This window comes from Bradyrhizobium sp. CFUWI, from assembly GCF_056429085.1.
Window position 1 is genome coordinate 116,644 of sequence record NZ_JBWJZE010000015.1, and the last position, 22,617, is coordinate 139,260.

23 protein-coding genes and 1 tRNA gene are annotated in these 22,617 nt (G+C 63.6%); 10 read left to right on the forward strand and 14 right to left on the reverse strand.

The annotated features are described in order from the left end of the window. Nucleotides 1–170 precede the first annotated feature (170 nt). Complete coding sequence (locus AC066S_RS28260) at nt 171–368, forward strand: hypothetical protein (protein WP_007603456.1); 198 nt, start codon at nt 171–173, stop codon at nt 366–368. 72 nt (nt 369–440) lie between these two features. Further along, nucleotides 441–911 carry a GcrA family cell cycle regulator gene (locus AC066S_RS28265; protein WP_135169452.1) on the forward strand — a complete coding sequence of 157 codons (471 nt, stop codon included), beginning with the start codon at nt 441–443 and terminating at the stop codon, nt 909–911. Between the two features lie 271 nt (nt 912–1,182). Here AC066S_RS28265 and AC066S_RS28270 read toward each other — a convergent pair whose 3' ends face one another. Further along, on the reverse strand, nt 1,183–2,670 hold the full coding sequence (locus AC066S_RS28270; protein WP_126258492.1) for a porin: 1,488 nt from the start codon (nt 2,668–2,670) through the stop codon (nt 1,183–1,185). Nucleotides 2,671–3,077: 407 nt separating this feature from the next. Between AC066S_RS28270 and AC066S_RS28275 the strand changes: the two genes are divergently transcribed. Beyond that, a complete protein-coding gene (locus AC066S_RS28275; protein ID WP_126258493.1) occupies nt 3,078–3,584 on the forward strand; it encodes a MarR family winged helix-turn-helix transcriptional regulator in 507 nt (168 codons plus the stop codon). 16 nt (nt 3,585–3,600) lie between these two features. Here AC066S_RS28275 and AC066S_RS28280 read toward each other — a convergent pair whose 3' ends face one another. After that, nucleotides 3,601–4,716 carry an alpha/beta hydrolase family protein gene (locus AC066S_RS28280; RefSeq protein WP_478271159.1) on the reverse strand — a complete coding sequence of 372 codons (1,116 nt, stop codon included), beginning with the start codon at nt 4,714–4,716 and terminating at the stop codon, nt 3,601–3,603. 255 nt (nt 4,717–4,971) lie between these two features. After that, complete coding sequence (locus tag AC066S_RS28285) at nt 4,972–5,943, reverse strand: SDR family NAD(P)-dependent oxidoreductase (RefSeq protein ID WP_478271160.1); 972 nt, start codon at nt 5,941–5,943, stop codon at nt 4,972–4,974. Nucleotides 5,944–6,552: 609 nt separating this feature from the next. On the opposite strand from AC066S_RS28285, the gene AC066S_RS28290 reads away from it, so the two are divergent. The 5 genes from AC066S_RS28290 to AC066S_RS28310 all read left to right on the forward strand — a co-directional run bounded on the left by AC066S_RS28290 (nt 6,553) and on the right by AC066S_RS28310 (nt 11,224). Beyond that, nucleotides 6,553–6,792, forward strand: a complete 240-nt coding sequence (locus AC066S_RS28290) for a hypothetical protein (protein WP_126258496.1) — start codon at nt 6,553–6,555, stop codon at nt 6,790–6,792. 260 nt (nt 6,793–7,052) lie between these two features. Then, entirely contained in the window at nt 7,053–8,306 is a 1,254-nt protein-coding gene (locus AC066S_RS28295) for an OpgC domain-containing protein (RefSeq protein ID WP_478271161.1), read from the forward strand. Next, nucleotides 8,303–8,638, forward strand: coding sequence for a hypothetical protein (locus AC066S_RS28300; RefSeq protein WP_478271162.1), 336 nt, complete (start codon nt 8,303–8,305; stop codon nt 8,636–8,638). The genes AC066S_RS28295 and AC066S_RS28300 overlap by 4 nt, the downstream gene beginning before the upstream one ends. A 212-nt stretch (nt 8,639–8,850) precedes the next feature. Next, a complete protein-coding gene (locus tag AC066S_RS28305) occupies nt 8,851–9,633 on the forward strand; it encodes an outer membrane protein (RefSeq protein WP_478271163.1) in 783 nt (260 codons plus the stop codon). A 463-nt stretch (nt 9,634–10,096) separates the two neighbouring features. After that, nucleotides 10,097–11,224, forward strand: coding sequence for an acyltransferase family protein (locus tag AC066S_RS28310; RefSeq protein ID WP_478271164.1), 1,128 nt, complete (start codon nt 10,097–10,099; stop codon nt 11,222–11,224). A 99-nt stretch (nt 11,225–11,323) separates the two neighbouring features. Here AC066S_RS28310 and AC066S_RS28315 read toward each other — a convergent pair. From AC066S_RS28315 to AC066S_RS28345, 7 genes are all read right to left on the reverse strand, one after another. After that, nucleotides 11,324–11,401 (reverse strand) — tRNA-Pro (locus tag AC066S_RS28315). 110 nt (nt 11,402–11,511) lie between these two features. Next, nucleotides 11,512–12,093 carry a MerR family transcriptional regulator gene (locus tag AC066S_RS28320; RefSeq protein WP_478271165.1) on the reverse strand — a complete coding sequence of 194 codons (582 nt, stop codon included), beginning with the start codon at nt 12,091–12,093 and terminating at the stop codon, nt 11,512–11,514. Between the two features lie 24 nt (nt 12,094–12,117). Continuing rightward, entirely contained in the window at nt 12,118–12,459 is a 342-nt protein-coding gene (locus AC066S_RS28325; RefSeq protein ID WP_205680496.1) for an integration host factor subunit alpha, read from the reverse strand. Nucleotides 12,460–12,593: 134 nt separating this feature from the next. After that, nucleotides 12,594–13,574: a beta-ketoacyl-ACP synthase III gene (locus AC066S_RS28330; RefSeq protein WP_126258505.1), complete on the reverse strand. Its 981-nt coding sequence runs from the start codon at nt 13,572–13,574 to the stop codon at nt 12,594–12,596. Next, the gene (gene plsX, locus AC066S_RS28335; RefSeq protein ID WP_135165422.1) at nt 13,571–14,632 is read right to left on the reverse strand and encodes a phosphate acyltransferase PlsX; all 1,062 of its coding nucleotides are present in this window, start codon (nt 14,630–14,632) and stop codon (nt 13,571–13,573) included. The genes AC066S_RS28330 and plsX overlap by 4 nt, the downstream gene beginning before the upstream one ends. 301 nt (nt 14,633–14,933) lie before the next feature. Then, nucleotides 14,934–15,503, reverse strand: coding sequence for a YceD family protein (locus tag AC066S_RS28340; RefSeq protein ID WP_478271166.1), 570 nt, complete (start codon nt 15,501–15,503; stop codon nt 14,934–14,936). Continuing rightward, nucleotides 15,500–16,051, reverse strand: coding sequence for a ubiquinol-cytochrome C chaperone family protein (locus AC066S_RS28345; protein WP_126258508.1), 552 nt, complete (start codon nt 16,049–16,051; stop codon nt 15,500–15,502). Before AC066S_RS28345 ends, AC066S_RS28340 begins: the two co-directional genes overlap by 4 nt. A 98-nt stretch (nt 16,052–16,149) precedes the next feature. On the opposite strand from AC066S_RS28345, the gene AC066S_RS28350 reads away from it, so the two are divergent. Next, nucleotides 16,150–16,635 carry an outer membrane protein assembly factor BamE gene (locus AC066S_RS28350; RefSeq protein WP_164718717.1) on the forward strand — a complete coding sequence of 162 codons (486 nt, stop codon included), beginning with the start codon at nt 16,150–16,152 and terminating at the stop codon, nt 16,633–16,635. Between the two features lie 228 nt (nt 16,636–16,863). Then, nucleotides 16,864–17,862 carry a Bug family tripartite tricarboxylate transporter substrate binding protein gene (locus AC066S_RS28355; RefSeq protein WP_478271167.1) on the forward strand — a complete coding sequence of 333 codons (999 nt, stop codon included), beginning with the start codon at nt 16,864–16,866 and terminating at the stop codon, nt 17,860–17,862. Nucleotides 17,863–18,051: 189 nt separating this feature from the next. Here AC066S_RS28355 and AC066S_RS28360 read toward each other — a convergent pair whose 3' ends face one another. From AC066S_RS28360 to ribH, 4 genes are all read right to left on the reverse strand, one after another. Continuing rightward, nucleotides 18,052–20,172 (reverse strand): sodium-translocating pyrophosphatase, encoded by a 2,121-nt coding sequence (locus AC066S_RS28360; protein ID WP_478271168.1) that lies wholly within the window; start codon nt 20,170–20,172, stop codon nt 18,052–18,054. Nucleotides 20,173–20,407: 235 nt separating this feature from the next. Continuing rightward, on the reverse strand, nt 20,408–21,409 hold the full coding sequence (gene thiL, locus AC066S_RS28365; protein WP_478271169.1) for a thiamine-phosphate kinase: 1,002 nt from the start codon (nt 21,407–21,409) through the stop codon (nt 20,408–20,410). 155 nt (nt 21,410–21,564) lie between these two features. Then, on the reverse strand, nt 21,565–22,062 hold the full coding sequence (gene nusB, locus AC066S_RS28370) for a transcription antitermination factor NusB (protein WP_126258513.1): 498 nt from the start codon (nt 22,060–22,062) through the stop codon (nt 21,565–21,567). A gap of 4 nt (nt 22,063–22,066) precedes the next feature. After that, the gene (gene ribH / locus AC066S_RS28375) at nt 22,067–22,558 is read right to left on the reverse strand and encodes a 6,7-dimethyl-8-ribityllumazine synthase (protein ID WP_135169442.1); all 492 of its coding nucleotides are present in this window, start codon (nt 22,556–22,558) and stop codon (nt 22,067–22,069) included. Between the last annotated feature and the right edge of the window lie 59 nt (nt 22,559–22,617).

Consider the following 22,617-nt stretch of genomic DNA (forward strand, 5'->3'; position numbering starts at 1 on the left):
CCCGCCGCCGCCCGGCCTGCCGTGCGGCGCGCCGAGTCGCGTCTAATTTCCTGTGCGATTCCAACACGCTGAGCGTCAAGCGCAGCATGCATTTGACTTCCACCCCTGAACCTAAATAGAGTCTTAATCGTTACTTTTATGTACCCGAGTAAGAGGCTAGCGTTCGGGCCATGGCCACCGAAAAAGCCGAGACTGACCGCATTCCCGTAACCCTGGCGCTCTCGACCATCACCTACCTGGAGAAGCTGGTGAGACAGGGCACCCACGGCACCAGCGTTCCCGGCGTCGCACGCACCCTGATCGAGGAAGGCATCCGTCTCGCCATCAAGGACGGTCTTCTGTCGATCCGCGACAATGGCAGGACGTGAGCGCACTCGGTACGTGAGGCGAACGGATCTCGAGGCGGATGGCCGACATCTGCAACCTGGGACCGTTTACAAATGCCTGTTCTCTCACCCACCTGGACCAACGAACGCATCGAGCTTCTGAAGCGGCACTTCGAGGCCGGCCTCTCCTGCCGCGAGATCGCCGCCGATATCGGCGTCAGCCGCAACGCCGTGATCGGCAAGCTATCCCGCCTCAACCTGACGCGTGGCCGCACCGGTGACGAGCGCAAGGTTCAGGACAGAGGCGCAGCGCGGGCGAAGGCCGTGCCGCGGCTGCAATACGAGATGCTCGCCACGATCTATGGCGACACCGACGCCCCCGTGGTGACGGGTCCGATCGACGAGGCGAATCGCTGCTCGCTGCTGGAGCTCGCCGAGAATCGCTGCCGCTGGCCGATCTCGACGCCGGGCGCAGACGATTTCTGCTTCTGCGGCAACACGGCGCCGGACGGGCAGCCCTATTGCGCCGGCCACAGCCGCCTCGCCTACCGGCCGCCCACGCGCGCCCGCGCGATACGCGGCTGACGTCGCGCGCATCTCGACGACAAAAAACCTCCGGCGGGGCATCGCCGGAGGTTTCTGGAGGCTTAGCATGAAGCTAAGAGCCGCAACTTTCGTATCTGGCTGAGTGCTATATAGCTTAGTAGCTCAAGTAAGTAAATAAATTTGCCGCGATCGAATCGCATGGCTCGCCTTCGTGTTCCGCAACGGCCGTTCGATTTTCCGAAGACCACACCTGTGAAAAAGCCCCGGCGGTTTCCCGCCGGGGCTCTCCATCGATTTGCGCGATCGATGATCAGAAGTTGCGCTGAGCGCGGAGCAGCATGCTGACGGAGTTCTGATCCTTCAGCTCGTACACGGCCGCCGGCTTGGCTGCGCTGGCAATGCCCGGGCTCACGATGTTGCCGGAGTACTTCTGGTCCAGACGCGACCAGCTCACATCCGCAGTGAACGCAAGGCCCTTGACCGGAGTCCACACGGTATTGGCACCGACGACCGCGAAGTTGAAGTCCGGATTACAGGTGGCACCGGCAACGGCAATCGCTGCGAAATTGGTGCAGATCATTGCCTTGCCCGCATCGCCGTACCTCAGCTGGGCATAACCACCGTACACTGCGCTCGCCCAATTCGGGCTCCAGTTGTGGGTGTAGCCACCACGGACGCCCCAGGTCTTGACGGTATCGATGCCGGTCCCGGTGCCGAAGACGCCGTCGGCAACGCCGGCGAAGCCAGTGCTCTGATACGCCCCGTTGCCGCTACCGCTGAACATGAAGAAGCTCTGCGGGAACAGGCTCTGGAAATTGTAACGGGTTGCACCGTCCGTATAGACGGCCTGCAGGTTGATGACGTCGCCTGCGCCGGTCGGGATGTTCTTGATCGACAAGGCACCCTGCACAGCCCAGCCCCACTTGTCGGACGGGTGACCGCTGACTTCCGTCGCGCCGTAGTAGCCGGCATGGATGTCATGCGCCGCGACCGAGATCTGGGCCAGACCCCAGGCCTGGTCGACACGAACCTGACCGATGATATCGGGCGAACGCGTGCCGCCCCAGGCGTTGGCACCATAGACGCCCGTCACGAACTGGGCGGCCGTGCCCGACGACACGTTCCAGAGGTTCGACTGACCATTGTTCGCCGAGGTCTCGTCTTGCAGCGCGAACGAAGCAGTGATGCCTTGGCCGAAGTCAGCCGTGTAGGCAACCTGGTTCACGCCGTTCACGTGGTTGGAGCCGCCCGGAATGGTATCGGGACCGCCCGCCGGATAGCTCTGCCACGGAGCGTCGAAGATCGAGACGGTGCGGCCGAAGGTGAAGCCAGCGAACTGGATGAACGCATGGTAGAGGCCGAGCCCCGGGTTGCCGGTCGAGAAGGCCGACGGATTGCTGCCAGTGACGTTCGACGAATCATAGGAGAATACCGCGTCAGCATAGGTACGAACAACGCCGTACTCGGTCGCCGTGCGGGTATCGATATTGAAGTCCAGACGAGCGCGGCTGTAGTAGTAGTTCGTCAGACGGTTGTTCGAGCCACCGTTCACGGTGGTCGTGCTGTTCCTGAAACCGTAGTCGCCGCCGCCGCCGAGAAGCATGTCGGCGCGGACGTAACCACCCAGCTTGATGCAGGTGTCAGTGCCCGGGATGTAGTAGAAACCTGCGCCGTACAGCGAGCAGATCCGCACGTATTCGACCGCCTTGGCCTTCACGGGGAGATCAGCCGCCTGAGCTCCACCGACGGCGATCAGTCCCGCCGCAGTGCCGAGCAATAGGCTCTTCACCATTTTCATTCAAAACCTCCAAGTTGCTCATTTTACGGAGACTGGACCGTGAGGCCCCCCAGATCCCCGTCTCTCCAAATCCGCTCGGCCACTTTGCGCTTCGGACACACTCGCTTTCGACGCGAGGGACGTGAGCGAACCACCTGCAACGGGACGATCGAGTACCCCCCACCGCCACGAGCAACATATCTGCGCCATTCAACTACACAAAATACTTTATCTACTAAGCTTTGTGGTTTCGCTAAACCTGTGCCCCGCGCGCAACACCCCGGGGTCCCAACCGATCTGCTGAGTTGATCATATTTGTAGTTTTCGTGACACAATTACCCTGCCCTGCACTTGCGTCAGAGCAGGCTTGCGTGGACTATGGCCTTCCATGAACACCGGCCTGAACAACGGTTCACGGGAGTGACGCTGTGTCCGCGACGAGGAAAGAAGGAGCGCGTCTGCGCTCGACCGGCAATCTGGATATCATCAGGCGCTTCACCTGGGAGATCTCGTCGATCAACATGTATCTGGAGGAATTACGTCAGTTCTGGGCGAAAACGCTCGGCATCAGCGGCCCGCAATGGCTGATCCTGATGGCCATCTCCGACCTCGACAAGGACGACGGCATCCCGATCAACGTCGTCTCCAAGCTTCTCCACGTCGATCCGTCCTTCGTCACCACCCAGTCCAAGCTGCTCGAGAAGAAGGGCCTGTTGCGCCGTCGCCCCTCGCCGACCGACGCCCGCGTGGTGCGGTTGTCGCTGGCCGAGAAGACGCAGAAGCACATCGCGAGCCTCAACGAGCAGTACAAGACGATTCGCGAATTCGTCTTCCAGGAGTTCGACGAGGACGAACTGACCGAATTCACCGCCAAGCTCGCGACGCTGAAGAATCGCCTCGAGAAGGCCTGCGTCCGGATCTCGCTCGACTTCTAGCACCTCAAGGCGGCGCTCAGATTCGCCGGGCGACGGCGCCGAGCCGCGATTCGAGCCAGTCGAAGATGTATTCGTTGGCAAGGCTCGGATTGTCCGCATGGGACTGCGCCGCTCCGGTCTCGGCCGCCGTGAACACCTTCAACATCACATCCGAGCTGTCGAGCCGGGAGCTTTGGACGATCTGACGCGCCCGGTCGGCCTTGAGCCAGCCGTCCTCGCCGAGCGTGATCAGCACCGGGCAGTCGGCGCTGGAGGCCATCAGAGGCGCATGCGGCACCGGCACGATGCTGACGTCGCTCAGCGCGAATCGGCTGGCAAAGAAGGCCCGCTCGTGCAGGTCCCACAGGCCGCCGTCGCAAACCGCGGCGGCAAGCCGCGGCTCCTGCAACACCGCGCGCGCCACGAAGGATGAGCCCCAGCCATCGGCAATGATGCCGACGCGCGCGAAATCGATGTCGCTGCGCCCCTCCAGATAGTCCATGACGCAGGGAATCGCGCCTTCGAGATCGCGGCGCCGTAACAGCGCCTCGATGTATTCGTCGCGCTGCTCGCCGAACAGATCCAGCGCCAGCAGCGAGAATCCGCGCTCGCGCGCGTGCGGCACGAGCTTGAACAGGAATTCTTCCTTGCGGTGGCCGGGCTCGCCGATGCAGATCACGGTCGGCGCTCGCACGTTGCCGGACGGCGCAGGGACGAAGTAGCCCTGCAGCGCGTGTCCCTCGAGCCAGGGAATGGTCACGACCTCGCCCGCCGGGCTGCGCGCCGAAAGGTAGCGGCGCGCGCATTCCTGCATCGCAAGCACCGCGACCCAGCGGCGCTCGTCACCCTGCTCCAGCGGCATCGCCGCCGCGCCATAATAGTTCATGGCCCGCAGCCAGTTGCGCTGTGCGCTGGCCATGTGGCCTTCCGCGAAGGCAGCCTCGGCGCGCTGCCGGTTGGCTTGCGCCAGCTTCTTCCACTCGCGATGCCAGGAGCTGTCGTCGCCCCGCTTCAGCTGCCGCGCGATCATCAGGCATTCGGCGATGGTGGCGCCGCCCTCCTGGGCCGCGGTCAGCAGCCGCGTGAACTCGGCGGAGATATCCTCTCGCTCCGGGCAAAGGGTCCAGTCGTCGGAGAGGCATGCGGGCATCATCGGGAGCTGCGCTCTTTCATCGCGTTACCCCTGACTGACTAAACTATTTTTGTTCCCCGACCAAGGCGCCGCGCGCGGCATTACAGGCGTTCAAGATCAACATCGCTTGAACGACGATCCATGACGCATGCATGACATTCCAATCCGGCATAGGCGGCCGGGGACTGGCAGGAGGTGGCACACGAAATCTCCCGCGCACCTCTTGACATGATGGCTATCATACCTCAACCGGCGCGCATTCGCCCCCGGGCAGCCTCAGCCGAGCCGCCAGCCGACCTCCTGCGTAAAACTTTCGTAGAAGGCGCGGTCATAAGCCTGCTCGGGCGTTGCGCGCACACGCTCGTCCAATCGCTTGGCGTCCTCGCCGACGAGGATGCGCCAGCGCTCCGCCTTGACGCCGTCGAGAATGATCTTGGCGGCCTCGGCCGCCGTCGTCGGCGCATCCTCCAGGAAGCTGCGGGCGCGCTCGGCGAACGCCGCCTGGATGTCCTCGTCCGACATCCTGTCGGCATCCGGCACGCCGGCCGCGACCATGCGCTTGCGGGTCAGCGCGACCTCGTCCTCGCTCAGCCGCTCCGACCCGTCGGCGCTCTGCATCTTGCGCGAATTGGAGACGATCGAGGTGCCGATATGGCCGGGCATCACCACCGAGCATTTGACGTGCGGCGCGTGCAGGCGCAGGTCGTTGATCAGCGCTTCGGTGAATCCCTTCACCGCGAACTTCGCCGAGCTGTAGGCGGTGTGCGCCTGGTTCATGCCGATCGAGGCCCAGAAGCCGTTGACGCTCGCGGTGTTGACGATGTGGGCCTCGTCCGCCGCCACCAGCATCGGCAGGAAGGTGCGCACGCCGAGATAGACCCCGCCCCAGCAGATGTTGAAGGTGCGCTCCCACTGCTCGCGCGTGTTGGTGAACAGGCTGCCGCCGCCGCCGATGCCGGCATTGTTGAACAGCAGATGGATTCGGTCGGTCTTGTGCTGCTCGCCGAGCTCGTCGCGAAAACGCTTCAGATGATCCTCGATCGCAACGTCGGCGACATGGGTCGTGACGCGCAGGCCCTGCGGCAGCTTCTCGGTCTCGCACAGCCGCTTGGTCTCGGCCATCGCCGCTTCCGAGACGTCGCACATCGCGACGTTGCAGCCCTCGGCGACGAGCTGCCGCGCGAGCTCACGCCCCATTCCCGTGCCGCCGCCGGTGATGACCGCGATCTTTCCTGCAAAATCCTTCATGGGACTTTCGGCCCCTCCCTTGTCGGTATGTTTCTTCGTTACAGCGCCGCCCGCCGGCGCGCACAAAATGTAGCAGCGCCGCACCGGCAAATGAAAGCGGATCGGCAATGCAACCTCCGGCATCAATTATTTCGGCGCGCGAACTATCGGCCGCTCCGGTGCGATCAAAACTATTGCTGGCGCAACCTCGCCCGCAGCCCATCCTTCGAGACGCCCGCCGTTGGCGAGCCCTCAGGATGAGGGCAGAGTCCGCTGCGCTAGTTTCAAACAAGCACCGATGCCTCAGCCTCATCCTGAGGCGACCGCAGAAAGCGGTCGTCTCGAAGGACGAGGCGCTTTGCGCGCGGTCGTCGCCAGGAAGGCACGTGACATAGCCGGGCCGTTGCGAGGGAGCGGCCGCGTCGCCGGCGCCACAGTCAGGCATAAGTGCCCGGTTCCCGTATTTGTCCGGCTTCGGTTTATGGGCAAATTTTTTACAATCCGAATCGCCAAATGGACTCCGGACGCTGGGTCGAGTCGGCCAGGCCAGCGTGTTGTTTGCGTGTCACAGGCTCTGGCACTCCGCTTGCATCCTCTACGTGGTCCAAAACGACCGATGAGGTGACAGGAATGTTCGTGACCGTCGTAGCCGTGCTCTGCCGGCTTAGCGCAGCCAGCTCAGGCAGTTGCGTCGAAGAAATCGTGACCGACAGCAACATGACGCCCGAGATTTCGATGATGCAGTGCGCGATCGGCGCACAGGCCCCCCTGGCGAAATGGATGGGCGAGCATCCGATCTATCACGCCAACTGGCGCCTCGAGCGCTTCAAATGCGTGCCGGGTCATTACGAGATCAAGGGCCACGCCTAGGCCCGTAGAACTACTGATCCGAACACGACGGATCGAGGAAACGCCCACCTCGCCAGGCCCGATGACACAGCGCGCGCGCTTTGCTCGGACTAAATTACCATGCATAGCGGGGCTCTCCGCGGGCCGCTTGACTCAGGTCAATACCCCGCTGGCCTCAGCGCGCCAACATTGTTGTATTGCCTGCCATCTAGCGTGAGCGATCTCGGCGGAGTGCTGGGTCGCGGACATCGATCGTGAATCGTTACACGATGGAAAGCAGAATGAAGCTCGCGCTTGCGCTGCCACCACCGCAACGTGATTTGCGTCTCGACCTGTTTCGCGGCCTCGCCAACTGGGCGATGTTTCTCGGCCATGTACCCGGCACGGTGCTGGTGTGGTGTTCGTTCCGAAATTATGGATTTAGCGACGGGGCCGACCTGTTCGTGTTCATCTCCGGCTACACCTCAGCGCTCGTTTATACGCGAAAGATGGAGCGAGGCTTTGTGTTCGGAACCAGCAGGCTATTCAGGCGCGTGTGGCAAATATACACCGCGCATATCCTGCTATTCATGATCTACCTGGCTTCTATCCATTTCCTGTCGGATAGGTTCAACGCGCCTGATCTGGTCGATCTGTTCAACGCCGGACCGGTCACGAACGCGCCGATCGAGATGATGACGCAGGGGCTTTTGCTGAGATACAAGCCTCTGAATTTGGACGTGCTGCCGCTCTACGTCGTCTTAATGGGCCTGTTTGCTCCGATCCTCTGGTTGATGTTGAGATTTCCTGACGCCCTCATGATCGGGTCGGTGCTGTTGTATCTGGCTGCGCGGCAATTCCATTGGAACCTGCCTTCCTATCCGTCGGGAAGCTGGTACTTCAATCCGCTGGCGTGGCAGCTTCTGTTTGTCACGGGCGCATGGCTCGCGTTGACGGGTGCGGGGCGGCTGCATTTCCTGCTGCGGTCCAGGTTCGTGCTGGTTGTTGCGATTGCCTATTTGATTTTTGCGGCGCTCATGACGTTAGCTGCTCACCAACCTCAGCTCCGGGCCTTGTTTGCGCCTGCCTTGTTCGAGTTTTTCAATCCCAACGACAAGACCAATCTGGCGCCCTACCGCTATCTTCATTTGATGGTGCTGATTATCCTTGGTGCCCGGTTCATACCGATCGATGCGCGCGGGCTACGAGCCACCATCTGGCAACCCTTGGTGAAGTGCGGCCAGCAGTCCCTCGAAGTGTTTTGTGTGGGCATTCTCCTGGCCTTCATCGGGTACTTCATCCTGCAGTTTGCAGGGAACGGCATCCTCGCTCAACTGCTCGTCGGAGCCGCAGGAATCGCGATCATGACGGCGGTTGCCTACTACAGATCCTGGTCAAAGCGAGTGGAGAAATCTTCACATGAGAGTCCGGTAGATGGAAAGAGGGCGCCTGAAGTCACCGGTCCCCTCGAGCATCTTGTACTGCGCGGCGCCGGAAGGGCGGCGCAGGTCGCTCGCGGGACGGATACGCAGCAGCCGCCGCTAACAGGACTTTGACAACCGCGCCGGCCGTCACCTTCGCGATCGAGGCCCACCGCATCGACTCGAATCTGCACCGGGTGCTCGCCGAGCAGATCCCCCGCACCGGCCAGCTCAAAGACGTCGAGGCCTTCAACCGCGAGGTCCACACGCTGGTGCGCACCGATCTCGAAAGCCGCCGCAAGGAGATGCGCAAGGTCGACCTCGACGTCGCGACCTTCATCTGCGTCAGCGCGATCGAGGCGGTGGCGCATAACACCGTGCTGCATGGGGCCGAGATGCTGTCGAAGAAAACAGTGGCGACGCTGGTGGAGGAGACGATGCGGTTGGTGGTGGGGTATTTGAGGTAGAGGGCGTCAATGCCCAACGCTTGCGTTGCATATGCATCGTATCGTGCATAGGGTTCCCAACCCATTGACATAGATTGGGAATCCGCCGGTGTCTTTGCCAGGAAGTGTTGCAAGCCCGCTACAGCAAATCCTGAACACAGGCGTAGCATTCGATCTGGCAGGTGGGCGAACACGTCGATTCATTGAACTCGTTAGTCTGGGGAGAAACTCACATGAAAAAGGTAATGGCGGCTGCGGCCGGAACATTGGCTCTCGCTCTGGCGGCTCCCGCCAGCGCGGCGGATCTTGCCGCGCGACCCTACACCAAGGCTCCGGCCCCTGCGGTCGCTACCATCTACGACTGGAGCGGCTTCTACGTCGGCATCAACGGCGGCGGCGGCTCGGCCCACAAGTGCTGGGATTTCGTGACGCCGGTGACGGGCACTCTCGTGGGTGAGGGTTGCCACAATGCGACGGGCGGCACGGTCGGTGGCCAGGTGGGCTATCGCTGGCAGTCGACCAGTTGGGTCTTTGGCCTGGAGGGCCAGGGTAACTGGGCCGACTTCAGTGGCGACAACGTAAGCTTGGTCTTCCCTGGCTCAGGGCTGATTACTGGCGATCGCAACCGTTCTCGCATCGATTCCTTCGGACTGCTCACCGGTCACGTCGGCTACGCCTGGAACAACGTCCTGTTTTATGTGAAGGGCGGTGGCGCAGTGGTCGGCGACAAGTACGACATCTATGCCGCTGCCGGTACGCCGGGCGCTGGCGCGCTTCTGGCGTCAGCCAGCGAAACGCGCTGGGGTGCCGCCGTCGGCGTAGGCCTGGAGTTCGGTTTTGCGCCGAACTGGTCCGTGGGCGTCGAGTACGACCACATCTTCCTCGGCCACCGCACGATTAACTTCACCACGCCGGCAGGCGTCTTCTTCGGAAGCGACCGGATTGGTCAGGATGTCGACATTGGTCTGGTCCGGTTGAACTACCGCTTCGGCGGCCCGCTCGTCGCCAGGTACTGATTAGCTCCAATCGAGACGAATAAAGGCCGGCTCTTTGAGCCGGCCTTCTGCATTGGGAGCTCATATGACCAAGACTTACCGACAAGTCCCCACTTCGGAGATTGCCGCTGAGCTGAACAAGTCATTTCGCTTCAGCTGAACCTCACACAATCTGCAAGGCGATCGGCCAGACGCTCAAGAATTTCAACGTCGCAGAAATCCCGAAAGCAACCGGGCTGCCGCGCACTGCCGACCACCGAAGCAGCCACCCGCCGCCGATCGTCGCGCACGCGGCCCCGCCGGCGCGCGCCCTACGCCCGGTCAATCCGCCCCAGAAATGATTTGGACAAATGGTCGGAGCGAGAGGACTGAGTCTCCGTTGTGGGGAATTTGTAGTGCGAGAGGAACCCTTCATTGAGCGGGCGCGCTGGTTGATCGATTGGAGGTTGTCGCGTAGTGTCCGGACCTCCAGAAGCAGACCTCCATGTTCAATCTCAATCCCGCCAAGAACGGAACTTCGATGGCGCTGGACGCGCTCCGCGCGCTCGCGGCGCAGGCGGTCTGCATCGGACACGGAATCTCTTTCTTCATGCCGCAGCTACGCGGCGGCGCGTTGCCTCTCCCGCAAAACGTCGGCGTGCTGCTCTTTTTCGTGCTGTCCGGATTTTTGATCAGCTATACTTTGGTCGAGAGATCTTCCAGAGACGCGCAGTACGGATTTTCTCATTTTTTCATCGACCGCTTGGCCCGTATTTATTCAGGGCTGGTACCCTGCTTACTCGCCATCGCCGCGATCGACGCGTTGACACTGCATTTGATCGGAGATGCGACTCTCGCTGCCAGCTACAATTTTAAGGCGTTCGTCGCCAACATCTTCATGATCGAGACGTACCGCGGTCCGCTCGAGCATTTCAGTTTCTTGCGGGCGTCAACATTCGGATCAGGCAGTCAGCTGTGGACGCTCGTCATCGAGTGGCACATCTATCTCTTTGTCGCAGCACTCTTCTTCTTGGGCGCGCGGCCTCAAGCAGCGCTCCTGCTCATCCCTGTCGCCCTGTTCTTTGGGCAAATCCCCATCCACTACATTTTTGGCGCGCTTCAGAACGATGGGCTCGGCCAATCTTTGTTTCTGTTGTGGCTCGGAGGCGCCTACGTCTACTTTCTCGCGCGCCGCGGTTGGCTCCCGCCTCGCAAGGTCTCGCTGGCGATCGCCGTGGCATCTGCCGCGGCCTACTTCATGATTATGCGGCCTTATGCCGAGTATCAGCCAAGAACCTATCCTCTCCTCGTTCTGTTCTTGTACGGGATCGTTGGTGCGACGCAGGCAACAAAACCTTCCAGCTCGGCCGCCATCGTGCAGACGGTTCGGTTCTTTGCCGGATACTCCTTCACGCTGTACCTGCTCCACCACACGATCATGTATCCAGCGTTCCTGCTCTGGAAGGACGGGGGATGGATCGTTTTCGGATGCACCGTCGTCCTGGCCAATGTACTCGCAGCAGTGCTCGCCTCGGTGACAGAGATGCGGCACAAGCAGCTTGCGAGCTATCTGTTTTCCGTGCAGGAGAAGTTCGCGGTCGCCCCCTTGGGCAATCCGCGCTCGCGCAATTAGGTCCTCAGGTTTCTGCCGGCGTAATCGTCGCGAAGCGCAACTGTCGGAAGCGGGCCCGAAGCCGGCGGTCAATCCACCGGACAGATGCTTTGAAAGAAATGGTCGGAGCGAGAGGATTTGAACCTCCGACCCCTAGTCTCCCAGACTAGTGCGCTAACCGGGCTGCGCCACGCTCCGAACGTCGTTCCATTAGCTAGGATCGGCGCGATGCGCAAGGCGAGGCCGCAGCATTTTGCCGTCCTGCCCCACAGGTTCGGAACTGGCCGCAGGCGGTCCGAATACCGTCCCTACCCGTCCTTCAGCGCCTGATCCAGCATCTCCTTGGCTGCGACGAGGTCGGCGAGCGCCCGGCCCAGCCGTTCCCGGTCCAGCGCGCTGGGGCCGGCGGGCGTGGCGGGGGTGACGCCCTTGCGGAAGGTGGTGAGGATTTCCTCGTCGTCGACCTCGGTGAAGCGAAAGTCGATGCCTTCCTCTTCGTCGCCCTGGTAATCGTCATCGTCGGTGTCGGTGACGCCCTTGATCGGCGCCTCCTCGTCCTCGGGCTCCATCAGGCTGGCGCCGATGGCGTCCTCGATCGCGCCGAACGAGACCGCGGCGGCGCTGTCGGCGAGGCCCTGCACCGATTTGACGCCGTGCTCTTTCAGGATCCGCTGCACCCCGCGGATGGTGTAGCCCTCACCGTAGAGCAGCCGGCGGATGCCCTTGAGCAGGTCGACGTCGTCGGGGCGGTAATAGCGGCGGCCGCCGCTGCGCTTCATCGGCTTGATCTGGGAGAACCGGGTCTCCCAGAACCGCAGCACGTGCTGCGGGATGTCGAGCTCCTGCGCTACTTCGCTGATGGTTCGGAACGCATCCGGCGCCTTGTCCAAATGCCAGTCCTTTCCGAAAGGCGGTTACGCCTCGGGTTGTGCCTTGCTGCCGTCGCCGTTGGTACGGTGCTGGGCGTTGATCCGCTGCTTCAGGATCGCCGACGGCTTGAACACCATGACCCGGCGCGGCGAGATCGGCACCTCGGTGCCGGTCTTCGGGTTACGGCCGATGCGCTGACCCTTCTTGCGCACCATGAACGACCCGAACGAGGACAATTTCACCGTCTCGCCCTTCTCCAGGCAGTCGGTAATCTCCTTCAGCACGAGTTCCACGAAGGCGGACGATTCCGTGCGCGACAGGCCCACCTTCTGGTAGACGGCTTCGCACAGGTCGACTCGCGTTACGGTTTTACTTTGATCGGTCATCGCCCTGCCCCACATCACGGCGAACAATTGTTGTCTGAAATTATGAGCTTACGATACAGCGGTCAACAGCGCTCATCAATGCAGGCGCATCGATAATCGCGACTGATTCCGGCAAAATTTTACCGAGTGTGGCTCTACCAGCGCACCAGCGCGGAGCCCCAGGTGAAGCCGCCGCCCATCGCTTCCAGCAGCACCATGTCGCCCTTCTTGATGCGGCCGTCCTTGCGCGCCACCGACAGCGCCAGCGGAATCGAGGCGGCCGAGGTGTTGCCGTGACGGTCCACGGTCAGCACCACCTTCTCCGGCGCGATATGGAGCTTGTGGGCGGAGGCGTCGATGATTCGCTTGTTGGCCTGGTGCGGCACGAACCAGTCGATGCTGTCGGCATTGAGCCCGGTCGCCTGGAAGGCATCGACGATGACGTCGGTGATCATGCCGACCGCATGCTTGAAGACCTCGCGGCCCTCCATGCGCAGATGGCCGACGGTCTGGGTCGAGGACGGGCCGCCGTCGACGAACAGCTTTGCCTTGTGGCGGCCGTCGGAGCGCAGATGCGTGGTCACGACGCCGCGGTCGGTGGCGGCATTGCCGGGCTGCTCCTGCGCCTCCAGCACCACCGCGCCGGCACCGTCGCCGAACAGCACGCAGGTGCCGCGGTCGTTCCAGTCGAGGATGCGCGAGAAGGTCTCGGCGCCGATCACCAGCGCGCGCTTGAAGGCGCCGGTGCGCAGGAAATTGTCGGCGGTGGCGAGCGCGAACACGAAGCCCGAGCAGACCGCCTGGAGGTCGAAGGCCGCGCCGTGGTTGATGCCGAGCGCGTTCTGCACGGCGACGGCGGTGGCGGGAAAGGTGTTGTCCGGCGTCGAGGTCGCCAGCACGATGAGGTCGATCGACTGCGCATCCATGCCGGCATCGCTGAGTGCGGCCTGCGCCGCCTTGATCGCCAGATGCGAGGTGAACTCGCCCTCGGCCGCGATGCGCCGCTCGCGAATGCCGGTGCGCTGCACGATCCACTCGTCGGAGGTGTCGATGCGCGCCGCCAATTGGGCGTTGGTCACCACCTGCTCCGGCAGATAGGAGCCGCAGCCGAGCACGACCGAACGAATTTGAGTCACGAAACAGCCTCCTGCGCGGCCTGCACCGAATTGAGTGCACCACCCTCGCGGTTGAGCATCTGATTGATCTTGTTCAGGAGATCGTAGTGAGCCATCTCATAGCCAACATCGATCGCATAGGCAAAGCCTTCGGCGCTGGTTCCGCCGTGGCTTTTGACAACCAGTCCGTTCAGACCCAGGAACACGCCGCCATTGGACTTGTTCGGATCCATCTTGTCGCGCAGGGCCTGGAAGGCGCTGCGGGCAAAGAGATAGCCGAGCTTGGACAGCCAGCTCCGCTTCATCTCGTCGCGGAGTAATTCGGCCATCTGCCGGGCGGTTCCCTCGGCGGCCTTGAGAGCGATGTTGCCGCTGAAACCTTCGGTGACGATGACATCGGCCAGCCCCTTGCCGATGCCGTCACCCTCGACGAAACCGATATAGTCGAGCTCCGGCAGGTTCCTGGCCCGCAGGATTTCCCCGGCCTCGCGGATTTCCTCGTGCCCTTTGATCTCCTCGGTTCCGATATTGAGCAGCCCGACCGTGGGCCGCTTCTTGTCGAACAGCACGCTCGCCATCGCGGCGCCCATCAGTGCGAGCGCCACCAGATGGTGCGCGTCGCCACCGATGGTGGCGCCGAGGTCGAGCACGGCGGACTCGCCGCGCCTGGTCGGCCAGATCCCCGTAATCGCCGGGCGATCGATCCCCTTCAGCGTGCGCAGGTGGAAGCGCGACATCGCCATCAGCGCGCCGGTATTGCCGGCGGAGACCGCGACATCCGCCTCTCCCTTCTTCACCGCGTCGATGGCAAGCCACATCGAGGACGTCTTGCGGCCGCGCCGCAGCGCCTGGCTCGGCTTATCCGACCCGCTGACGGCCACGTCGGTGTGGATGATCTTCGAGGCGGCCTTGAGCTGGGGGTGCCGATCGAGCTCGGGCTCGATCCTGGCGCGGTCGCCGACCAGCAGGAATTCCGTGTCGCGATGCCTGCCAAGCGAGATGGCCGCGCCCGGAATGACCACGGCGGCGCCGCCGTCGCCCCCCATGGCGTCAAGCGCAATGCGAACCTTGCTTGGCATAAAAGTCCTGGAAAACCTGGTCTGGTGCGGTCCTGAACGAGCGGGGCCGCGGAATGGGTTCGCCACGGACATGGCGACCGGTCAGGCGCCACGCCGCGCCCCGACCGGGGCGCGACAATAGCGTTTTGTTATCCCGAAACAACCTCTTGCCCCCAGCCTTTTGCTTTCTGGGCGATCCCGTTGAGAAACCCCTGAATCCGCAAGAAATACATCGAAATCAGCTAGATAAGAGATTCTTTGAAACCATCCGGGCAAATGCCTCGCGCGCCCTCGCAAGGCGATCCGACATGGAAAGACCCACCTATTGGCCTTTCTTCTTGTCCTGCAGCGCCTTCAATGCGGCGAACGGATGGTCCTCCGGATCGAGTGCGGTGACGTCCGCCTCGAACACGGCCCCCTCCTTGCGCGGATACGGGTCGATGGCGAGGAACAGGGCATCGGTGGCGACCCGGCCGAGATCGATGATGCCACCCACGATCGCTTCCGGCGGATCGGCGACCTCAGGCGCCTCCGAGTCGTCCTCGCCCTCCTCGATCAGCTCGGCAAGGCGCCGCGCCTCGGGCTCGGGGGCGAACATCAGGTCCACCTCCTCCTCGATCTCGCTCTCGATCGGATCCAGCGTGACCACGCAGATCTGGCCGACCCTGGCCCGGACGGTGCCGGTCACCTGAACCCGGCCGCCGCTCCTGGGCACCACGTCGAGGTCGGCGCTGGCGAACAGGACCTCCCGCACGCCGCCGACCTCAGCGATGGCCTGCCGCTCGCCGGCCGAGGCCTCGAGCTTGCGATGCAGGCCGGTGTCGGGGATCTGGGCAACGATGACAGGTGCCCGCCAAGGATCGGGCTGGGATCCGGTCGCTGGTCGGCTCATGGCGTGACATCCTCGGGAAGCGCTGGGGGAAACCGAAACGAGGCCCGCAGCAGCGCAGCCTCGTCGGCCCGGCCGAGAGCAGCCTCACTGGCCCGCGCATAGGCCGCGAGCCGCTCCGCCTGGTCCAAGCCGGTCCCGTTCAAGATATTCTTGCAGATCGCCTCTGCCAGGGCCTTGCCGCCGGCCTCCATGGCCTGGTCATAGGCCTGGACGCGGCCATAAAAGGCCTCGCCGAAGGCCCGCATCCGCTTCGGCACGGTCTGGTCGCCCACCCCCATCTCGCGCAGATTGTCGTCCATATCCTCGCAGAATCGGTCGAACAGCACCTGCGACAGCTCGGTGGCGCTTTGAACCGTGCGCAGGCGTCGCAGCAGCAGCCACAGATGCAGCAGCAACAGATCGAAACGTCCGTTAACCGTATCGGGCACGGCCAAGTCGCGGTAAAATATGGGTTCTCGCGCCTGCGTCACGATCATGCCATAGATGGCTTCAATGGTGCCCGGAGGGGTTAGCCGGGGTTTCCTGAAGTGATTGAACGGCCAAAGCATTGTGGTTTCCGCAAGCGGGCGCGCGCGTGTTGCATTCAGAGCCTCCGCCCGGTACTTCAGCGCCTCGCGCGACGCAAGGGGACGGAATCAGTTCCGCTATGACGACAACGAACCAGACCAGCCTGCGCGCGAACACGCGGCGCGGCCTCCATGCACGCTGGCGCGCCTTGCGCATGCTCGCCGCCGCGACCCTGGTCGGCGCTGCGCTCGCGGGCTGCACCGGCGAGCAATTCCAGAAGGGTTACATCCTGCCGCCCGGCGCGCTGGAGCAGATTCCGATCGGCGCGAGCCAGGATCAGGTGCTGATCGTGATGGGCACGCCCTCCACCGTCGCCACACTCGACGGCGAAGTCTTCTACTACATCTCGCAGCGCTCGGAGCGCCCGGTCGCTTTCATGAACCAGAAGGTGGTCGACCAGCGCGTGATTGCCGTCTATTTCGACAAGAACCGGCGCGTGCGGCGGCTGGCGAATTACGGCCTGCAGGACGGCAAGATCTTCGACTTCATCAGCCGCACCACGCCGACATCGGGTCAGGAGATGAGCTACCTCACGCCGCTGTTCAAGCTGCTCAGCTTCAACTGAGTCTCGAAGGCGTTTTCGAGCGACGTCGCGGACCGGCTCGCCTCGAGAAAACGCTGCAGGAGCTGCAAGACAAGTATCTGGAGCGCCTTCCAATTCCGCCGGAAGGTAAATCGCCCTCGCCTGCGGCGTCGTGCCGCCCTCCGTGCGTCGCTTGCGATCCCGCGCGACTTGCCGTCGCATCCGCGGTTCCCTACGCTCCCTGCAAAGAAAGAAACAGGGAGTGGATTCGTGCCTAAGATTTTTTCCCGACGTCGCGTGCTTACCGCTGCTGCCGGCCTTTCGGCCGCAGCGATCCTGCCGCGATCGAGCTTTGCGGACTGGAAGCCGACCGAGACTGTCCGTCTGGTCGTGCCCGCCGCAGCCGGCGGCTCGACCGACGTGATGGGCCGGCTTCTGGCCGCGCATCTGCAGAACGCATGGGGCCAGTCGGCCGTCGTGGAAAACCGCTCCGGCGGCGGCGGCACCATCGGCACGGCCGAGGTGGTCCGCGCCAAGCCTGACGGCCACACCATCCTGGTCGGCAATCCGGGCCCGAACGCGATCGCCTACAGCATCTTCAAGAATCTCACCTACAAGCCGGATCAGCTTCAGCCTGTGACCAACATGATCCGGATCCCGAACATCGTGTCGGCGCATCCGAAGACCGGCATCAAGTCGATCCCCGAGCTGATCGCCTATCTCAAGGCCAATCCGGACAAGCTCAGCTACGCCTCCTCCGGCGTCGGCCAGAGCCCTCACCTCACCGGCGCCTGGTTTCTCCAGCTCACCGGCCTGAAGATGACGCACATCCCATTCCGCGGCGCCGGCCCCGCGCTCCAGGCCGCGCTTGCCGGCGACATCCAGATCCTGTTCGACAATCTCTATCCGACCCTGCCGCAGGTGCAGAGCGGCACGCTCAACGGCCTCTGCGTCACCACGACCGAGCGCAGCGAGCTCGCGCCGAACCTGCCGACCATGCGCGAGAGCGCGCCGGAACTGGCAAATTTCGACGTGTCGTCCTGGTTCGCGGTGTTCCTGCCGAAGGGCGTCTCGCCGGAGGTGCTGAACGCGCTCAATCTTCAGATCAAGGCGATGCTCGAGCGCGACGACGTCAAGAAGCAGATCGCTGCCATGGGCGCCCGCGCCGACTACAGCACGCCGCAGCAATTCGCCACCTTCGTGGACGCCGAAACGAAGAAGTTCGCCGGCATCATCCAGAAGGAAGGGCTGCAGATGGACGTGCAGTAAACGTTCGCACTCACGCTGTCATTCCCCGCGAAGGCGGGGAATCCAGTACGCCGCGACTTATCCGTATCCCACGATGGCCTCTGGAATACTGGATCGCCCGCCTGCGCGTGCGATGACAGTGAGATTGAGGAGACAACAAAAACCCCGCGGCTCGCACCGCGGGGTTTTCTCTTGTCTCTTTGACGCCCCTCAGTGCGCCAGGACCGCCAGCAGCAGCAAGGCCACGATGTTCGTGATCTTGATCATCGGATTCACCGCAGGTCCGGCCGTATCCTTGTAGGGATCGCCGACGGTGTCGCCGGTCACCGCCGACTTGTGGGCATCGGACCCCTTGCCGCCGAAATGACCGTCCTCGATGTACTTCTTGGCGTTGTCCCAGGCGCCGCCGCCCGAGGTCATGGAGATCGCGACGAACAGGCCCGTCACGATGACGCCGAGCAGCATGGCGCCGACTGCGGAGAACGCCGCCGACTTGCCGGCCGCGCCGCCGCCCGCGATCAGATAGATCACGAAGTAGACGACGATCGGCGACAGCACCGGGAGCAGCGAGGGGATGATCATCTCCTTGATCGCCGCCTTGGTCAGCAGGTCGACCGCCTTGCCGTAATCAGGCTTGTCGGTGCCCTGCATGATGCCGGGCTTCTCGCGGAATTGGCGCCGGACCTCCTCGACGATCGCGCTGGCCGCACGGCCCACGGCCGTCATGCCCATCGCGCCGAACAGATACGGCAACAGGCCGCCGAACAACAGGCCCACCACCACATAGGGGTTGTTGAGCGAGAAGTCCGGATTGACGCCGGCGAAGTAGGGATGCTGCGCGGAGCGGGCAACGAAGAACTTGAGGTCCTCGTTGTAGGCCGCGAACAGCACGAGAGCACCAAGACCGGCCGAGCCGATCGCGTATCCCTTGGTCACCGCCTTGGTGGTGTTGCCGACCGCGTCAAGCGCGTCGGTCGACTTGCGCACCTCCTTGGGCAGTCCCGCCATCTCGGCAATGCCGCCGGCATTGTCGGTGACGGGGCCGAAGGCGTCGAGGGCGACGATCATGCCGGCCAGCGCCAGCATGGTGGCAGTCGCGATCGCGATGCCGAACAGCCCGGCGAGGCTGTAGGTCACCAGGATGCCGGCGATGATGACGATCGCAGGCAACGCGGTCGCTTCCATGGAGATGGCAAGGCCCTGGATCACGTTGGTGCCGTGGCCGGTGACCGAGGCCTGCGCGATCGACTTCACCGGACGGTAGTCGGTGCCCGTGTAATATTCGGTGATCCAGATGATCAGCGCGGTGACGACGAGGCCGACCACGCCGCACTCGAACAACGCCATGCCGGTGTAGTTGACGCCCTCGAGCTTGCCAAAGCCGATCAGGTAGTAGATCACCAGCGCGATCCCGATCAGCGACAGCACGCCGGTTGCGATCAGGCCCTTGTAGAGCGCGCCCATGATCGACTGGCTCGGCCCGAGCTTGACGAAGAAGGTGCCGATGATCGAGGTGATGATGCAGATGCCGCCGATGGCGAGCGGCAGCGTCATCATGTTGGCGAGGATCGGCGTCTTGGCGAAGTAGATCGCCGCCAAGACCATGGTGGCGACCGCGGTCACCGCATAGGTCTCGAACAGGTCGGCGGCCATGCCGGCGCAGTCGCCGACATTGTCGCCGACATTGTCGGCGATGGTCGCCGGATTGCGCGGATCGTCCTCGGGAATGCCGGCCTCGACCTTGCCGACGAGATCGCCGCCGACATCCGCCCCCTTGGTGAAGATGCCGCCGCCGAGACGGGCGAAGATCGAGATCAGCGAGGCGCCGAAGCCGAGCGCCACCAGGGCGTCGACGACGACACGGCTGTCAGGCGCAAGCTTCAGCGAATGGACCAGGAAGGCAAAATAAAGCGTCACCCCCAACAGTGCGAGACCCGCGACCAGAAGGCCGGTGATCGCGCCCGCCTTGAAGGCGAGCTCGAGGCCGCCGGCAAGCGACGTCGTCGCTGCCTGGGCCGTGCGCACATTGGCGCGGACCGAGACGTTCATGCCGATGAAGCCGGCCGCTCCCGACAGGATGGCGCCGATGGCAAAACCAATCGCGACATAAAGACCGAGGAAATAGGCAAGCAGCACGAAGATGACGATGCCGACGATACCGATCGTGGTGTACTGGCGCCGCAGATAGGCCTGTGCGCCTTCGCGCACCGCCCCTGCGATCTCCTGCATGCGCGGCGACCCCGCATCCGCGCTTAACACCGAAGACGTCGCCCAAATCGCGTAGACGACGGAAAGCACTCCGCAGAGCACTATCAACCATAATGCTGTCATGTGATGTTTGCCTCAGATCCTTGATGTACCCCCGGCGCCTCTTGTTGTCCGTTGTACGGTGTGGCGCCTTGATTTCGAACAAAGCCGCCCCTTGCCCAAAAGGGGCGGCCTCAGTCGGCCGCGAGCTTGCCAAAATCATATTGAGGGTGCAACGCCGGATAAGGCCGAAAACGCCGATCTCGGCAGGTATTTAGAACCAAGTGCTGAGAACCAGGATGCCGCTTTGGAGCGATTCCTAGAAGTGGCTGTAGGACAGCCGCGTCAAAGCCAGTTCCTGGCCCTGCCCGTCGAGGAAGCGCGGCCTCTCCTTCCCCGCAACGATGCTACCGATCACCGCGACGGCAAGGCCGGCCGCCCGCCCCGCGGCGATCAGCGCATCGGCTTGCGCCGGCGGGACCGTGCACAGCACCTCGTAATCGTCGCCTCCCGCGAGCAGTGTCTCGATGCCAACGACGTTGCGGGCGACCAGGCTTGCTGCCGCGGCCGAGAGCGGCACGCTTGCCACCTCGACACTGGCTGAGACCCCGGACGCCGCGCAGAGCTTCACCAGATCGCCTGCGAGCCCGTCGGAGACATCCATCGCCGCGCTCGCATGATCGCGCACGGCCGGTGCCAGCACATTGCGCGGCTGCGGCACGCGATAGCGCGCGACCAGGGCCTCCTTCGCGGCGGGACTGCTCGCGAGCGCCATGGCAGCCGCGCCGCCCTTGAGCACGTCGAGGCCGAGCGCCGCATCGCCGATCGTGCCCGTCACCAGGATGCGATCGCCCGGCCTCGCGCCGGTACGGCCGACCATCCGCCCCTGCGGGATGCGGCCGAAGGCCGTGATCGAGATCATCTGCGGGCCCGGCGTCGAGACCGTGTCACCGCCGAGCAGCGGACACGCGAATTCTCTTGCGTCTTCGCCCAGCGCGTCCGCAAAGGGCCGCAGCCAGGCATCCTCCTTGCTGCGCAGCGCCAGCGTCAGCACGAAGCCGGCCGGCATCGCGCCCTTGGCGGCGAGATCGGACAGGTTCACCCGCAACGCCTTGCGCGCGATGGTGTCAGGCGGATCGCTGGCAAGATAGTGCACGCCCTCGACGACGGCGTCGGTGGTGACGACGATGTCGTCGCCGGACGACGACAGCACCGCAGCGTCATCGACCAGCCCGAACGCACCGGGATCGGTCGCCAGCGGCTTGAAATAGCGCGCGATGAGGGAATCTTCGGCGGAGGCTTCGTATTTGTCCTGCGTCAAGATAGCAGATCCGTCATCCTGAGGTGCGAGCCCTTGCGAGCCTCGAAGGATGCACGGCCGAGGTGCGGCCTCAGCGGCACGCCGCCGCCCTTCGAGGCCTCCGCTTCGCTCCGGCACCTCAGGGTGACGGCTACGGCGGAAGTCATCGTCTCAATTTACCCCCGCCCGAACTCGTCGCCGCGAAACTGGCGGCCGATCTGGTCGAGCACGGCGTTCACCATGCCGGTCTCCTCGCGGTCGACAAACGCGTTGGCGACGTCGACATATTCGGAGACGACGACGCGGCCCGGCACGTCCTTGCGATGCTCCAATTCGTAGGCCCCCGCCCGCAGCACCGCGCGCAGGATCGCCTCGATCCGCTTCAAGGGCCAGCCCTTCGAGAGCGCCTCGTCGATCAGCGGATCCAGCTTCTTCTGGTCGCGCACGACGCCCGAGACGACGTCGCGGAAGAAGGCAGCTTCGGCCGGCAGATACGTGTCGCCCTCGACCTCGTTGCCGAGCCAATGGCTTTCGAACTCGGCGAAGATGTCGTTGATGCCGGCGCCCGCGATATCCATCTGGTACAGCGCCTGCACGGCCGCGAGCCGCGCCGCACCGCGCCGGTTCGCCTTCTTCTCGGCAGGGCCTGCCGGCTTCTTGGTGTTGTCGACCATGGGCTCAGGCCTGCGCCAGGCGGCGTTTGATGCGCAGCATCGCCAGCGCCGCGCGCGCGGCATCGCCGCCCTTGTTGAGCTCGCTGGCGCGCGCCCGCGCCCAGGCCTGCGCCTCGGTGTTGACGGTGAGGATGCCGTTGCCGAGCGGCAGCTGGCGCGCAACCGCGAGGTCCATCAGCGCCCGCGAGGATTCCTGCGAGACGATCTCGAAATGAATGGTGTCGCCGCGGATCACGCAGCCGAGCGCGATGACGGCGTCATAGGGCTTGCCCTTCGCCGCCGCGGCATCCACCGCAATGGCCACCGCGGCCGGAATCTCCAGCGCGCCAGGGACCGTGATGACGTCGTGGTTCAAGCCGGCCGCCTTCAGCTCGGCCACCGCGCCGTCCAGAAGCGCATCCTGGAGATCGTCATAGAACCGCGCCTCGACAATCAGCGCGCGCGCGCCCGAAATGTCGGTCTGGTCCTTCAGGGGTGCGCGCCGCGCGTCTGCCATCGTTAAGTTCCGTTCTAGAGGTTGGCGCGTTATGTAGTCGCCGCAGGCGGGTAAGCCAA